Origin of the sequence: Jujubicoccus corallicola (genome assembly GCF_047345645.1) — a bacterium.
In the GTDB taxonomy this organism is placed as follows: Bacteria; Pseudomonadota; Alphaproteobacteria; order Rhodobacterales; family Rhodobacteraceae; genus JBLEFH01.
Map to the genome: position 1 here is coordinate 218,723 of NZ_JBLEFH010000007.1, position 15,503 is coordinate 234,225.

General features: G+C 61.6%; 12 protein-coding genes. 11 read left to right on the top strand and 1 reads right to left on the bottom strand.

The window, feature by feature from the left end; all coding sequences use genetic code 11:
• Nucleotide 1 precedes the first annotated feature (1 nt).
• From ACMA5I_RS12010 to ACMA5I_RS12050, 9 genes are all read left to right on the top strand, one after another.
• The gene (locus ACMA5I_RS12010) at nucleotides 2-781 is read left to right on the top strand and encodes a hypothetical protein (RefSeq protein WP_525886515.1); all 780 of its coding nucleotides are present in this window, start codon (nucleotides 2-4) and stop codon (nucleotides 779-781) included.
• The gene (gene hydA, locus ACMA5I_RS12015; protein ID WP_525886516.1) at nucleotides 778-2,235 is read left to right on the top strand and encodes a dihydropyrimidinase; all 1,458 of its coding nucleotides are present in this window, start codon (nucleotides 778-780) and stop codon (nucleotides 2,233-2,235) included. The genes ACMA5I_RS12010 and hydA overlap by 4 nt, the downstream gene beginning before the upstream one ends.
• Nucleotides 2,236-2,362: 127 nt before the next feature.
• Nucleotides 2,363-3,847, top strand: coding sequence for an NCS1 family nucleobase:cation symporter-1 (locus ACMA5I_RS12020; protein WP_525886517.1), 1,485 nt, complete (start codon nucleotides 2,363-2,365; stop codon nucleotides 3,845-3,847).
• A gap of 57 nt (nucleotides 3,848-3,904) precedes the next feature.
• On the top strand, nucleotides 3,905-4,192 hold the full coding sequence (locus ACMA5I_RS12025) for a DUF1330 domain-containing protein (protein ID WP_525886518.1): 288 nt from the start codon (nucleotides 3,905-3,907) through the stop codon (nucleotides 4,190-4,192).
• An 84-nt stretch (nucleotides 4,193-4,276) separates the two neighbouring features.
• Nucleotides 4,277-5,269, top strand: a complete 993-nt coding sequence (locus ACMA5I_RS12030; RefSeq protein ID WP_525886519.1) for a 3-oxoacyl-ACP synthase III family protein — start codon at nucleotides 4,277-4,279, stop codon at nucleotides 5,267-5,269.
• Entirely contained in the window at nucleotides 5,266-6,216 is a 951-nt protein-coding gene (locus ACMA5I_RS12035) for an NAD-dependent epimerase/dehydratase family protein (RefSeq protein WP_525886520.1), read from the top strand. The genes ACMA5I_RS12030 and ACMA5I_RS12035 overlap by 4 nt, the downstream gene beginning before the upstream one ends.
• Nucleotides 6,213-7,028: an MBL fold metallo-hydrolase gene (locus tag ACMA5I_RS12040; RefSeq protein WP_525886521.1), complete on the top strand. Its 816-nt coding sequence runs from the start codon at nucleotides 6,213-6,215 to the stop codon at nucleotides 7,026-7,028. The genes ACMA5I_RS12035 and ACMA5I_RS12040 overlap by 4 nt, the downstream gene beginning before the upstream one ends.
• Nucleotides 7,025-8,281 (top strand): CoF synthetase, encoded by a 1,257-nt coding sequence (locus tag ACMA5I_RS12045; RefSeq protein ID WP_525886522.1) that lies wholly within the window; start codon nucleotides 7,025-7,027, stop codon nucleotides 8,279-8,281. The genes ACMA5I_RS12040 and ACMA5I_RS12045 overlap by 4 nt, the downstream gene beginning before the upstream one ends.
• Complete coding sequence (locus ACMA5I_RS12050) at nucleotides 8,278-9,372, top strand: GNAT family N-acetyltransferase (RefSeq protein WP_525886523.1); 1,095 nt, start codon at nucleotides 8,278-8,280, stop codon at nucleotides 9,370-9,372. Before ACMA5I_RS12045 ends, ACMA5I_RS12050 begins: the two co-directional genes overlap by 4 nt.
• On the opposite strand, the gene ACMA5I_RS12055 is transcribed toward ACMA5I_RS12050, so the two are convergent.
• Nucleotides 9,363-10,508, bottom strand: a complete 1,146-nt coding sequence (locus ACMA5I_RS12055; RefSeq protein ID WP_525886524.1) for an ATP-grasp domain-containing protein — start codon at nucleotides 10,506-10,508, stop codon at nucleotides 9,363-9,365. The genes ACMA5I_RS12050 and ACMA5I_RS12055 overlap by 10 nt on opposite strands.
• Nucleotides 10,509-10,597: 89 nt before the next feature.
• Between ACMA5I_RS12055 and ACMA5I_RS12060 the strand changes: the two genes are divergently transcribed.
• Nucleotides 10,598-11,278 (top strand): hypothetical protein, encoded by a 681-nt coding sequence (locus tag ACMA5I_RS12060; RefSeq protein ID WP_525886525.1) that lies wholly within the window; start codon nucleotides 10,598-10,600, stop codon nucleotides 11,276-11,278.
• 497 nt (nucleotides 11,279-11,775) lie between these two features.
• On the top strand, nucleotides 11,776-15,503 hold a 3,728-nt coding region (locus ACMA5I_RS12065), incomplete at its 3' end, for an MSCRAMM family protein (RefSeq protein WP_525886526.1).

The following is a 15,503-nucleotide window of genomic DNA, read 5'->3' on the forward strand; positions in this document are numbered from 1 at the left end:
AATGACTGACACCATTCAATCGGCTGGAATTTTAATTTCGCTGATAATGTCAGGTGTCGGCCTCTACTGGCAGTGGCAAAGTGAGAGCGAAAATCTGGAAATTCTTCAAGCGCCGGGCAAGAGTGGCGAATTTTTCGTCACGGAACATGGCGTAATACAGGAAGTGGAATTTCATATAATTAATGATCAGTCAGAACCTGTTATTCTACAACGAATTAATTTTTCGCCGAATAACACCTTCCCGGCTCCGGTATTGATTAATAACGTTCGTTGGGATGGCCGACCGATAAAAATTGAAAGTCATAGCGTTGTCATTGCAAATTTGTTAGCCAGACGAGACTTTAATTCATTAGCGTTCGCACAAAAAGCCTCCAATAGAGAGAAAGCTAATAATCCATTCCACGATGCAATCACATTAATCCAACCAAATGAGATTTCATTCAATAAAGTCGCCTCAGAGTTATTGAAAGATGAGCACGGCGCTGAACACATCAGACAAAGGTTATTCTCAGGTATTCAGGCGCAAGCTATACAGAAAGCTCTATTTGCCGAAGGGATAACGTTTAGCGGCAAATATCCTGAGGTCGCCCAAGATTTAGATGACCAAGATATGTATCTTACCTACGGCGGTCCATGCCTAAGTTATCTTGAGCACACGCTCAGTGTGTGTACTTCCCTTGAAGTGTCGACGACTGAAGGAAACACCTTTCATTCAGAATACATCGGGTTTGGACTTAGGTCGCGCGAATTAGACAAAATACACCGGGAGATAAACTCATGACCAGTACAGTCATCAAAAACGGCACCATCGTCACGGCGGATCTGACCTATAAGGCGGATGTGCGGGTAGAGGGGGGCAAGATCACCGAGATTGGGGAGAACCTTAGCGGCGACAACCAGCTCGATGCGACCGGCTGCTATGTGATGCCGGGCGGGATTGACCCGCATACCCATCTCGAAATGCCCTTCATGGGTACCTATTCGAGCGATGATTTTGAGAGCGGCACCCGCGCGGCGCTGGCGGGCGGGACCACGATGGTCGTGGATTTCGCGCTGCCGTCGCCGGGGCAGGGGCTGCTCGATGCTTTGCGGATGTGGGACAACAAATCCGGCCGCGCCCATTGCGATTACGCTTATCACATGGCGATCACATGGTGGGGCGAGCAGGTGTTTGACGAAATGGAAACCGTCGTCAAGGATCGCGGGATCACCAGTTTCAAACATTTCATGGCCTATAAGGGCGCGCTGATGGTGCAGGATGACGAGCTCTTCGCCTCCTTCCGCCGGATTGGCGATCTCGGTGGGCTGGCGATGGTTCATGCGGAGAATGGCGATGTGGTCGCCGATCTCTCGGCGCGGCTGCTGGAGGAGGGCAATACCGGCCCTGAAGCGCACGCCTATTCCCGCCCGCCGCAAGTCGAGGGTGAGGCGACCAACAGGGCGATCATGGTGGCGGATATGGCGGGCGTGCCGCTCTATGTCGTTCATGTCTCCTGCGAGGAAAGCCATGAAGCGATCCGCCGGGCGCGCCAGCAGGGCAAGCGGGTCTTTGGCGAGCCGCTGATCCAGCATCTGACGCTCGACGAGTCCGAATATTTCAACAAGGACTGGGACCACGCCGCCCGCCGGGTGATGTCGCCGCCCTTCCGCAACAAGCAGCATCAGGACAGTCTCTGGGCCGGTCTGCAATCGGGCTCGCTCTCGGTGGTGGCGACGGATCATTGCGCCTTCACCACAGAGCAGAAACGCTACGGCGTGGGCGATTTCACCAAGATCCCCAATGGCACCGGCGGGCTGGAAGACCGGATGCCGATGCTCTGGACCAATGGCGTGAACACCGGGCGGCTGACCCCGAACGAGTTCGTCGCCGTGACCTCCACCAATATCGCGAAGATCATGAACCTTTACCCGAAAAAAGGCGCGGTGCTGGTTGGGGCGGATGCGGATCTCGTCGTGTGGGACCCCGAGGCGGAGAAAACCATCACCGCAGACAGCCAGCAATCGGCCATTGATTACAATGTGTTCGAGGGCCATCACGTGAAGGGCCTGCCGCGCTACACGCTGACGCGCGGTGTAGTCGCGGTGACGGAAGGCAAGGTCGACAGCCGCGAGGGTCATGGCGAATTCGTGCCCCGCGAGGCCAAGCCCGCCGTGAACCGCGCCCTCTCTGCCTGGAAAGAACTCACCGCGCCGCGCCCCGTGCAGCGCAGCGGCATCCCGGCCAGCGGGGTGTAAGATAACAGGGCGGTCCGCCCGCCGCGGGCCGCCTCTCACCACCCGCCGCGCAGGGCTTTGACAGGGACCCGCGGGCGGCATCATCGCCAACGACGACGCTTATGCGACCTCATAAGGAGAACAAAAAATGTCGGAGCCTAATTATCAACCGGACGCAGCCGGGATTGTTCACCAGGAGCTCGGCGCTCTTGATCCTGCGCTTTATAACGAGGACCAGCTTCCGACCGGAATGGACGATCGCAACTGGGACTGGGTCGCCATTTCCGCCCTCTGGGTCGGCATGGTGGTCTGTATCCCGACCTATCTGCTCGCCTCCTATCTCATCAATTCGGGGATGAGCTGGGATCAGGCGGTGATGACCATCCTCATCGCCAATGTGATCGTGCTGATCCCGATGCTGCTCGTCGGCCATGCGGGCACGCGCTACGGCATCCCGTTCCCGGTGCTGCTCCGCTCCTCCTTCGGGCCAGCGGGGGCGAAAATCCCGGCGGTGGCGCGCGGGATCGTCGCCTGCGGCTGGTTCGGCATCCAGACATGGGTGGGCGGCTCGGCCATTTACGTCATTCTCAACATGCTGCTCGGCGGCGCGCTGGCGGGCGATCCGCTGCCGATCCTCGGGATCAATTTGGGGCAGTTCCTCTGCTTCCTCGCCTTCTGGTTGCTGCATATCTACTTCATCACCCACGGCACGGAGTCGATCCGCTGGCTCGAAATCTGGGCCGCGCCGTTCCTGCTCGCCATGGGCATCGCGCTCCTGATCTGGGCCTATCTGCGGGCAGGGGGCTTTGGCCCGATGCTCTCCACCCCCAGCCAGTTTGACCCCGGCCAGCCGCAGGAGGGCCAGTTCTGGGCCGTCTTCTGGCCAAGCCTGACGGGCATGATCGGCTATTGGGCCACACTCGCGCTGAACATCCCCGATTTCACCCGCCACGCGCGCAGTCAGGGCGATCAGATCAAGGGGCAAGTGATTGGCCTCCCGATCCCCATGGCGCTCTTTGCCTTCATCGCCTCCGCCGTGACCTCGGCCACCATCGTGATTTTCGGCGAAGCGATCTGGGACCCGATCCAGCTTGCCGAACGTATGGGCGGCATCTCGGTCATCATCGCGCTCTTCGCGCTGATCGTGGCGACGCTCACCACCAACCTCGCGGCCAACACGGTCGCACCCGCCCACGGGTTTGCGAACCTCGCGCCGAGCAAGATCAACCTCAAGCGCGGCGGCTATATCACCGCGGCCATCGGGATCGCCATGTTCCCTTGGGTGCTGATCAACCATATCACCGGCTGGCTCATCGCCTATTCGGCGCTGCTCGGCCCGATCGCCGGGATCATGCTGGCGGACTATTACCTGCTGCGCAAAAGACGGCTGAACCTCACAGATCTCTATCGCCATGAGGGGATCTATTTGGGCAGCAGCGGCACCAACTGGGCCGGGATGGGCGCGCTCATCATCGGGATTTTGCCGAATATTCCGGGCTTTCTCGCCGGGGTGGGGCTGACCAGTGGCGCCTCGCCATTCTTCGCGACGATCTACACCTATGCGTGGTTCGTCGGGCTGTTCGTGGCGGGGGCGGCCTATCTGGTGCTGACCCCGATGCTGAACCGCCGTTAACGATACGTGCGGCGGCGCACCCCCTGTGCCGCCGCGCTTTTGCCAAAGGAGACCCCCATGCCCAAAGCCTATTGGATCGCCCATGTGACCGTGACCAACCCGGACCCTTACAAGCTCTATGCCGAAGGCGCGTCCGAAGCGTTTCGCGAATTTGGCGCGAAGGTTCTGGCCCGCGGCGGCGCGGTGCAGCAGCTTGAGGGCGAGGGCCATCCGCGCAATGTCGTGATCGAGTTTGAGAGCATGGATCAGGCGCTCGCCTGCTATCATTCCGAGGCCTATCAAAACGCGAAAAAACACCGCGAAGGCAATGGGATCGCCAATATCATGATCGTCGAGGGGAGCTGAGACGGATCTGACCTTACGAGTCCCTCCCTTGAAAGCGCCGCCTGCCGCGCTTTCCTAAAGAGGGCGTAAACGGTAAGATTTGATATGACAGTCCATCTCACGGCGACGGGTCGCGCGCTGCCCCAAAGCCGGCAGGATCTCGACGCTTTGGCCGCGCGCTTCCCCCAGATCGGGCGCGAGGCTTTCGCCCGCTCCGGTGTTGAGACGCGCTATTTTTGCGAGAATGAGGACCAGATTTCCCTTGCCGTCACCGCCGCCCGCGCCGCGATGGATGCCGCCGGGATCACCCCCCAAGACATCGACGTGCTGATCAACGCCAGCGCCGTGCCGTATCAGACGCTCCCCAGCACCGCGCCGCTTTTGATGCGCGCGCTTGGCGTGCCGGACGGGAAGGGCTTCGGCTTCGATGTGAACGCGACCTGCCTTGGCTTTCTCGCCGGGATCGACGCCGCCGCGCGCTGGCTGGAGATCGGGGAGGGGCAAACCGCGCTCATCGTCGCCGCCGAACGCGCCTCCCGCGCCCTGCCATGGGAAACCGCGCCGGATGTGGCCGCGCTCTTTGGCGATGGCGCGGGTGCGGCGGTCGTTCAGCGCGAGGCCCGCCGCCCGCATCTCACCCCCGTCGCCCGCCATTGGCAAAGCTTTCCCGCCGCATGGGAAGCCTGCCAGATCGCCGCCGGGGGCACCCGCCTCAGCGTCCATGATGACACCGCCGCCTTCCTGAAAGACGCCGTGTTCCAGATGGACGGCGAGGCCCTCTTCCGCGTCACCGCTCGCGCCTTTCGCGGGTTTCTGGAGACGCTTCTCACCCGCGCGGGCTGGCGTCTCGACGAGGTCGATCTGATCGTGCCGCATCAGGCCAGCCCCCATGCGCTCCGCCATATGGTGCGGATGCTGGAGATTTCCGAGGATCGCATCGTCGATCTTGCCGCCGAGGTCGGCAACCAAATTGCCGCCTCGCTCCCCTTCACCCTCGATGTGGCGTGGCGCGAGGGCCGCATCCAGCCGGGCCAGAAACTGCTGATGCTCGGCACCGCCGCCGGGGTCAGCTTCGGCGGCATGGCGCTGACCTCATGACGGTCGTGGTCACAGGCGCGACCGGCCATCTCGGCGGTGCGGTGCTGCGGCGGTTGCGGGCGGAAGGGACGCCAGCGGTCGGCCTCGGGCGCGATCCTGCAAAACTTGAGGCGCTGCGTGAGGAAGGGTTCACAGTGCAGCCCTGCGATCTCAGCGCCGGTCTCCCCGAGACCCTTGAGGGCAGCGCCATCATCCACGCCGCCGCCCTCAGCGCGCCCTTCGGCCCATGGTCCGCCTTCGAGCGCGCGAATATCGCCGCCACTCGCGCGGTGATTGCTTGGGCCGAAGCGCGAACAGCGCGGCTCTTCCACATCTCCTCCCCCTCGGTCCATTTCGCGTTCTGCGACGATCTGGGCCGCCGCGAGGACACACCGCTCCCCGGCCGTTTCGCTAACCACTACGCCCGCAGCAAGGCCGAGGCGGAACGCCTGGTGCAAGCCAGCCGCGCCCCCGGCCTCATCCTCCGCCCACGCGGCATTTACGGGCCGAACGACACCAGTCTCTTGCCGCGCCTGCTCCGCGCCGCCCGCCGCGGCCCGCTCCCCCGCTTCCGGGGCGGCCGCGCCGCCATCGACCTGACCTATATCGACGATGCGGTGGACGCGGTCCTCGCCGCCCTGCGGGCCGAGCGGTCGGATCAGGCGATTATCAACGTCTCCGGCGGGGAGGTGCTGCCCGTCCGCGAGATCGCAGAAGCCGCCTGCGCGCGGGCGGGCGTGCCGGTTCGCTGGAGAAACATACCGTTTGGTATGTTGATGCTCGCGGCCCGCGCCATGGAGACCGGCGCGGCGCTTCTGCCCGGCCAGCCCGAACCGCCCGCGACCCGCTACAGCCTCGGCCTTTTCGCCTATCAGCAAAGCCTGAACCTCGACCGCGCGCGCGACTTTCTCGGTTGGACACCCTCGGTTCGCTTCGAAGAGGGCCTCGCCCGGAGCTTCGCGCCATGACCCCGGTTTTTGCGACAAGCGCGACGATGACGGTCAAGGCAAACCGCCTCCTGCGCGGGCAGGGCGGCACACTGCGCCTCCCGGTGCGCTATGCATTTTTCACCCATCCCGAATCCGGTCCCTGTCTGATCGACACCGGCTACAGCGCCGCCCTGTTTCGACCAGGAAACAGCTTTGCCACAAAGGCTTACGCGCGGCTCTTCAAGCCAACACTCACCCCTGAGGGCCAGATCGACGCGTTCCTCTCGCGGCAAAACCTGACGCCGGGCGCGATCAAGCGCGTCTTCCTCAGCCACCTCCACGCGGACCACATCTGCGGTCTGGACCAACTGCCCTCCGCGCAGATCATCGGACCGAAAAACACCTGCGACACACTCTCCACCAAACCGCTGCTCGCGCGCGTGCACCACGGATTTTTCGCGGACCTGATGCCGACACACGCGCGGGAAACCATGCAAGATTTCTCGGACTTCCCCCGCCGCACCGCGCAGGGCCTTGAGGGCTACGATCTTTTCGGCGACGGCAGCTTGCTCGCCATCCCGCTCGGGGGCCACGCCCTCGGCCATCACAGCTTTCTCTTCACCGAAGCGCGCCTGCTATACGCCGTCGATGTGACATGGCTCCACGCGCTTCTCCCCGCAGACGCCAAAGTCCCATTCCCGGCCTGCCTGATTGCCGCCGACCGCGCGGCGGAGCGCCGCAGCCGGGAGATCGTCGCGCAGTTTCAAGCAGATGGCGGCAGCGTGGTTCTCTGCCACGACCCGGCGGGCACGCCATGGGACGATCCGATTAGCTTCGGAGCCGTCCCGTGACCGCCGCCCTGCACCTCTTGCGCGAAACCCTCCCGGCCTTCCTGCAAACCCGCTGGCGCACCCGCAGCGCGCTCTCTCGTGAGGCGTTTTTGCGTTGGCAGGACGCGCAGATCACCGAATGGCTGCGCCGCGATCTGCCGCGCGCGCCGTTTTACGCGGACCGCCACCCGGCGACGCTGGCCGATCTGCCGATCATCGACAAAGCCGATGTGATGGGTGATTTCGCCGCCTTCAACACCGCAGGGTTGAGCGCCGACGCGGTATGGGAGCGGATCGACCGCAACATCGAAGGCCGGCTGATCGCGGGGGCCAGCACCGGGACGAGCGGGCAGCGCGGGCTGTTTCTGATCTCGCGGGTGGAGAGTTTCCGCTGGCTTGGCGTGCTGCTGGCCAAAGCGATCCCGGACCTCTTGCTGCGCCGTCACCGCATCGCGCTGATCCTCCCGCGCAACGCCCGGCTCTATGACGCTGCGAGCGCCGCCGGGCCGATCACCTTGCAGTTTTTCCCGACCGACCACGACCCGGCGGAGTGGCGTGCGGAATTGGAGCGCTTCGCGCCCAGCATCGTGATCGCAACGCCACATATGCTGCGGTTGATGGCCGAGGCCGGGCACAGCATCGCACCGCAGCGGATCTTCGCCGCCGCCGAAACGCTGGACCCGCAAGACCGGGGGCTGATCGAGGCGCATTTCGGACCGCTGCGCCAGATTTACATGGCGACAGAAGGGCTTCTGGCGGTGAGCTGCGCCCATGGCACCCTGCATTTGTGCGAAGACTCAACGCATTTTGAGCTCGAAGAGGCGGAGGGCGGGCTGGTCTCGCCGCTCATCACCGGGTTCCGGCGGCAGGTGCAGATCATGGCGCGCTATCGGATGAACGATCTCTTGCGTATGGCCGCGCCCTGTCCCTGCGGCTCGCCGCTGCGCGCAGTGGCGGAGGTGGTGGGGCGGCAGGACGATATTTTCCGGCTGGGGCCTTCCGGCGCGGTGCGGATCACGCCCGACACGCTGCGCGATGCGGTGCTGGCGGCGAGCCCGGCGGTCACGGATTTTCGCGTGATCCAAACCGGTGCGGCGCAGGTGGAACTGCGTTTGCCAGAGGCGGTGGAGGCGGGCGCGAAGGACGCTGTGGAGGCGGCGCTTCGGGCCGTTTTCAGCGCGCGCGGCGTGTCGCCTGAGATTAGCCGTCACACGCTCGACCCGCGCCCCAAGGGCGGCAAATTGCGCCGGGTGATGCGGCGGAGCGGCGCGTGACAAGCTGGAATGATCCGGCACGGATTGCCGCTTTGGTGGAGGCGGTGAACGGCGCGGGCAGCACCACTTTGATCGGCAATCTCACGACCGAGATGCGGATGCAGAGTTTCGACGGGATCGCCTTCCCGGTCAGTCTCTCGACCCGGCAGAACCCCCTCAATTGCTATATCAGCGACCCGGTGGCCGCGCTCACCGATTACGCGCGGTTTGAGCTTCACGCGCTGCCAAACCGGGCGGCTCGGACGGGCGCGGGTGCACTGATCTCGCTGGTGCACCCGCTGGTGGCGGCGAGCGGGCTCGGCCATCAGGTGCAGGTGAATGACTGGCTGGTCTCGACCAACCCGGTGCCGCCACTACGCGCCGCGACCGCCGCCGCGATCCGGGATGATCTGACGGCGTCGTATCCGGATCGCGCCGTGGTGATGCGCTCGCTCAATGAGGGGCATGACGCGGCGAGTTTGGCGGCGCTGCGAGACGCCGGGTTCACCTTGATGCCGATGCGGCAGGTTTGGCTGACGGACCCGCAAGCCTGCGCTGAGACCCGCGATTTGCGGCGGGACTTGCGGGCACTGGAGCGGACGGGGTTTGCGGCGAAGGCAGGGGACGCGTTCACCGACGCGGATTTTGCGCGTGCGGCGCGGCTCTACGGCCAGCTTTATCTGGAGAAATACACGCCGCTCAATCCGCAATACACGCCGCGATACATCAAGGCGATGCAGCGGGCGGGTGTGCTGACATTGACCGGATGGTATGACCCGGCGGGCGAGATGGTCGCGGTCGGCGGGCTCTTTCGCAACGGGCCGGTGCTGACGCAGCCGCTGCTTGGCTATGACCTTGCGCGCCCGGCCTCGGATGGGCTTTACCGGCTGGTCACGGCCCATGCGTTTCGCGCCGCCCGCGAGGCCAGATTGCAGCTCAACAGCAGCGCGGGCGCGGCGCGGTTCAAACGGCTGCGCGGCGCGCGGCCGGCGATTGAATACACGGCCATTTATGCGGCGCATTTGCCGCGCCGTCAGAGGCTGGCGATTGGCGCGATTGCCGAGATTTTGCGCAAGGTCGGAGTGCCGCTGATCCGCCGCTATCAGCTCTGATCGGGGCGGTTCCAGGCGATGTCGGCGACGGAGGCGTCGGTCAGCGACTGGCGGCTCAGGAGCGCGCGGGTGGCGAATTGGGCGAAGACCTTGGTCGGGGTGAGCGGGGAAATCGGATCGCCGGGCCAGTCGAGCATGGGCTGGGCGCGGCGCAGGTCGCGTAGGAGCGGGCGGAGGGTGCCGTCCCGGACCGCGCGCGGCAGGCTGTAGAGGAGCGCTGCGCTGCGCATGATTTGCGGGCGGTCGGTGGGGATCGCCGCGCCTTCGCCTTGAAGCGCGGCGGCGAAGGCTTTGGGATCGCGGAAGAAATGCAGACCGCTCGTCGCGCGCGGGTTGCATTCGAGGAACCAGAGTTTGCCCATTGGATCGCGGCGGAAGTCGAAGGCGAGGTGGCCTGTCCACTGCGTTTCCGCGGCGATTTGGCGGATCATCTCTTGCGCATCGGGCGCGGCGGTCGGCTGGCAGCAGGTGGCCGCGCCGTGGCGGCCTGTGCGATAGTCGGGCCGGTAGATGACGGAGGCGGTGACCTTGCCGTCATGCGCCCAAGACCAGCTGCACAGATCGGTTCCGGGGATGAAGTCTTGCGCCAGCCATGGGGTTTCTGGCGTCGGGCGGATGCGGGCGAGGACGCGCAGGTCTGGCGCGACATGGACATGGCCGCCGAAGCGGGAGAGGGCGGGTTTCAGCACGATCTGCGAGAGGTCGCGGATCTGGTCGAAAGCTGCCTTTGAGGTGAGCAGACGCGTCTCCGGCGTCGGGAGGCCGAGGGTCGCCAGTGTTTGGTGAAAGTGGAATTTGTCGTGGAAGGCGAGAAGCTGGGGGAGGGGCGGTGCAAGCAGCTTGGCGGGCAAGTCGCGGCGCGCCCAGAGGGCGGCGAGGTGGAAGATTTCTTCGCAGGTGGGGAGGACCGTGTCGATGGCCTCGCGCGCAAGAAGCGCGGCAAGCGCGTCGCCATAGGCCTGCGCATCCGCATTGGGGCTGGGGAGCCGCGCAAACCCGGCGGCATAGCGGGAGGCGGCGGCGAGGGTGGCGGGCACGCTGTCGGCGACAAACACCGTCTCTCCCGCCGCGCCGAGAAGCCGGGTCAGATGCAGCGCCACGGGCGCCCGCGCACCGGTGATCAGGATTTTAGACAATTTGTCGATTTACCATTTTTTAACCGCATTTGACGGAGGTTTTTATCGTGTATGATGCGCAAAAGACCATATCTCAGGAGGAACCGCCCATGTATAGCCGCCAGGAACTGATCGATTATGCAGATATTTCCAGCTTTGCCTATGACGACACCGATGGGTTCGACTTCAGAAGCTATGACGAAATTCTTGAAGTCACCGGAAATGGCTCGAACAGCTCTTTTTCCGGCATCTCTTATTACGATGAGACGGATAATGAACTCGTCATCGGCTTTGGCGGCACGGAAGGGTTTGGCGATGCCATTGCCGATGTGCAGCTTCTCTTTGGCCCGCCCGCGCAGGCCGGGGAAGCGGTGTCCTTTGCGATCGACTCTTACTATGCGGCGGCCAGTATGGGGCTGGAAATTTCGGATATCACCTTCACCGGCCACTCGCTCGGCGGGTATCTGGCGCAATATGCGGAATCGGTGATCGATTTCGGCCCGATCTCCAGTGACGCGGTGGTGTTCAACAGCCCCGGCTACAACCTGAGCGGTGGCTCCGATGAGGTCACCTATATCTATTCGGAAGAGGATGACTGGGATTTCGTCTCCCGCTTCATCCATAATTTCGGCGACCGCCTGAGCGACGAGGTCTATTATGTTGAAGGGGAGGGCGAGTTTGATGGCTTCCTCAACGCGCATTATCTCGGCCCGCTCCGCGAGGCGCTCGCGGATGGCAACGACATCACGCAAGACAATGACGGCTGGAGCTTCTGGGATATTTTCGGCTGATCACGCTGGCGCGGATGCGCCGGGCCGGCAAAGATGAAGGTAGCGACGATCTCTGTGGCTGCCTTTTTCATGCGCGGAGGCGCTCTCAAAATCTGAGCGCGAATCACTATCTGACAAGTATCAATGTGCACCCGAAGCGCTTTGAGACGTTATAACATTTAAACGCATGTCAATTGATATTTTTGCATTCGCGAATCATCCTATTTTGAAACTTTTATAAAAATGCAAGCCTAACTATCGAGGAAAGCAGGAATTTTAATTAACCCTTTGTATACTTATTTCTTGACCCATTGAGCAACTTCTTGCCAAGGTCCCGGGGAACGTTGGGCCTTGGGTGGGGAATTCTCATGTTACACGAGAACACATAGCTGGACTGTCATTCTCGCGAACTCCCTGATCTGGAATCTGGAAAGATTTGGGTCGGACCCAAAAAACACGTTTTGATAAAATTCTAGTCGAATTTTATTCGACTTTTACGCAAAGGTGGGACCGACATTATGGGCCAGATCCATTCGAACTACACAAATGATTATCTTGCAAAAATTCTGGATGCGACAGGTGAAGCCTGGTTCCGGAGCAATTTCGGCGCAGAAGCCTTTACGAAGCTGATCGCATGGCAGACCAGCACCGGCTATGTCAGCGACACGGACAGCGATGAGACCGAGATCATCCGTGCGCGCGCGATGGCCGACGAGACCGCGGATGCAGAGCCCACCGGGGCGATCACCGGGCGCTTCTTTGTCGACAAGAACGGGAACAATCAGGACGATGATGGCGGCGCTGTGGTCGGTGCGACCGTTCAGCTCTGGAGCTACAATCACGACGACAAGGAATGGCAGGTTATTCAGGAAGCCGTGACCGATGCAAACGGCGATTACATCTTTACGGGACTGCCCGATAATGAAGATTACCGGGTCCGCTTCATCAACAATACCGGTCAGGACTTTGTAACGTCGGATGTTGGATCCACCGAGACCGATAGCGATATCAGTCAGGTGCTGCGTGACGATGGTCAGATTAATTATGTGAAAGTCCGCAATGGCAGCACGACCGAGAACATTGATGCCGGGGTGAAAGACGGTGATATCGGCGCGATTTCGGGCCGCATTTTCGTCGATCAGAACGATAACAATGTTGATGATGGTGATGGTGGGCTGGCCGGGCTGAAGATGCAGCTCTGGAAATATGACAATGGCTGGAAGGTCGTTCAGGAAACCACCACTGACGCCGACGGCAATTACAGCTTTGACGGTCTGCCGGACCACGATGATTACCGTGTTCGCGTGATCAATGACACCGGGCGCGATCCGGTCCGCTCCAGTCAGGGCGGCGATGAACGATTTGACAGCGATATCGACCAGCGGGTCAGCAACGGTTGGCAGATCAACTATGTGAAGGTCGAAAACGGCGCGGAGACGCGCGATATCGACATGGGCTTCAAATCCACCGCGATGAACGCCCTTGGCGCCGAATACGACGATCTCAAAGTCCGCGAGCTTGGTGAAGAGCTGATCGTTAATGGCGATTTTGAAGGTCACCAGTACCGCAATTTGCCGTTCTATCGTTATGATGACGGCGGTGTCGAAGGCTGGAAGGCCGCAGGCTATGCGAGCCAGATTGAGGTTCAGACCATTGACATGAAGACAGGTCAGAAACTCAACAATTCGGTGGTTGAGCTTGACGTCAACGCCTGGGAACTTGGCGGCATCAAGCAAGTGGTCAATGTCACCGAAGCCGGGACCTATCAGATGTCCTTCGATTATGGCCTGCGCGATATTCGCGACAGTGCCTGGTATTCGGATTCCTATACCAACATGTTCGGGGTAAGGGTCGATGGAGAGCTTGTCCAACTCGTCGGTGCAGGCACGAAAAACGGTGAGCCGCTCCCGGACTTCATGAATCGGACCTTTGATCTGCAACTGAGCAAAGGGACGCACACCATCGAATTCATCGAAACGGGTTGGGCCGAGGGCACGCATTTTGCCGATGACGGGGCAGGGGCTCTGATCGACAATGTGTCACTGCGCAAGGTCGAGATGGTGCATGATACCGGTGTCGTGACCGGCACGCTCTATTATGACGGCGATCTTGATGGCCGTCAGGATGACAACGAGGGCGGCATCGGTGGCCGGATTGTCTATCTGCTCAAAGAGAACGGCACCTGTGTTTGGGTCGATGGCGAGCGTGTCTATACCGAGACCGATGCCAACGGCAATTACAGCTTCGAGGGCGTCGCGCCGGGCAAATACAAGATCGGCTTCACCGAGGCGACCGAGTATAGTGACAAGAACCGTTTGAAAGACACCAGCGACTCTATTGAGATCAAGGCGGGCAAGGAGCTCTCCGGGATCGATAACGGGTTTGAAGGCAAGATTATCGATAAAACCATCGAGATCTGCGAGAACGACACATTCGTCGAGGATTTCGACACGACCTGCGAGATCATCAGCGAGGACGTGTATTTCATGGTCGCCGAAGATCCGATCTGTGCCAATATCGGCCGCAATGCCAATGACACCCCGGATAAGGATGGCGTCTGGAACAATGGCGGGCCGACCGCGTTCACCCATTATGTCTGGTTGAAAGAAGCGGTCGATTACGATGTCACCGTGACCGTGCGCCTGACGACAGATCCGTCGGAAGTTGCGCCCAAAGATGGGCTCGACTACGCGCCCGACGGCTTTGCCTATCTGACCAATCAGAGCAACGAGAACGGCGCACCGCGCTACGAGACGATTGATGTGGTGATCAAAGCTGGCCAGGTTCGTTCGGAAGCCTTCTATGTCGGCACAGAGTCCGCACGTTTCAACTATGTGTTCGGCCTTGAGGTCGACAGCATCTATAACAACGATCTCGACGAAGAATGCTCGAAGGTGAAGCGGATCGTCACCACACCAATCGCGCTTGATCTGAACCGCGACGGCGAGATTGGCGTCACCGGCGAGACCTCCTCGGCGGATAAATCGGGCATCAAAACGCTTGGCGAAACCGTGCTCTTCGACATGGATGGCGACGGGAAGGCCGAGCGGATCGAGTGGTTCGACGGCTCCGGCGACGGCATCCTGATCGACACGCGCCCCGGCATTGCCAACCAGAAAATGACCGGCCTGCGCCTCTTCGGCGATGAGGACGGCAAATATACCGACGGCTATGACAAGCTGCGCACGCTGTTCGACAAGGATGGCGACGGCATCATCAAGGGCGCGGAACTGAACGGGCTGAGCCTCTGGGTCGACAATGGCGATGCCAAGGTCGAGCGCGGCGAGATCGTCAGCCTGTCCTCCAAGGGCATCACCGAGATTTCCGGCAACGTCACCACTGAGCGCGATGCCGATGGCCGGGAACTCATCCGCTCCACCGTCCAGCAGGATTTCGAGGAGACCGGCGAAGTCACGTATCGTCTCGAAGGCCCTGATGCGGCGCTCTTCAAGGTGGATGCGAATGGCAAGGTGACCTTCCGCGAGGCGCCGGATTACGAGAACCCGAAAGATCACGGCAAGGACAATGTCTATAATGTGACCCTGATCCGGGAAACCGATGATCCGACCTGCGCGCCGCAGCGCGAAAATCTGCGGATCGAGGTCTGCGACAAGCCGTCCCTCGGCGATACGGTCTGGTATGACACCAATGGCAATGGCAAGCTCGACACAGGCGAGCAAGGCGCGTCGGGTGTGAAGGTTCTGCTGATGAGCGCCGATGGCAAGACCGTTCTTGACACAACGACGACGGACGCCAACGGGAAATATCTCTTCGACGATCTCGATGCAGGCGATTATCAGGTAATGTTCGTGGCCCCGAGCGGCTATGTCTTCACCACCGAAAGCCCAGCGGGCCCGGAAGCGGCCAATAACGACTCTGACGCGGGCGATAACGGCCTGAGCGGCGTGGTCCGCCTCAGCGAGGGCGAGCATCAGCGCAACGTCGACGCTGGTCTCATCGTCGAGGACCCCCACACTGCCTCCCTTGGCGACACGGTCTGGTATGACACCAATGCCGACGGCGTGCTGAACGGTTCTGAGAGCGGGGCGGCGGGTGTGTCTGTCGAGCTGCTGGTCGATGGCGAGGTGGTGGCCACCACGCTGACCGATGCGAATGGCAAATACCTTTTCGACGGTCTCGCGGCGGGCGATTATCAGGTCCGGTTCACGACCCCGGATGGGTATGAGTTCACTGAGGCCAGCACCGTTGCGGCGGATGCGGTGAACAGCGACTCCGATGCCAATGT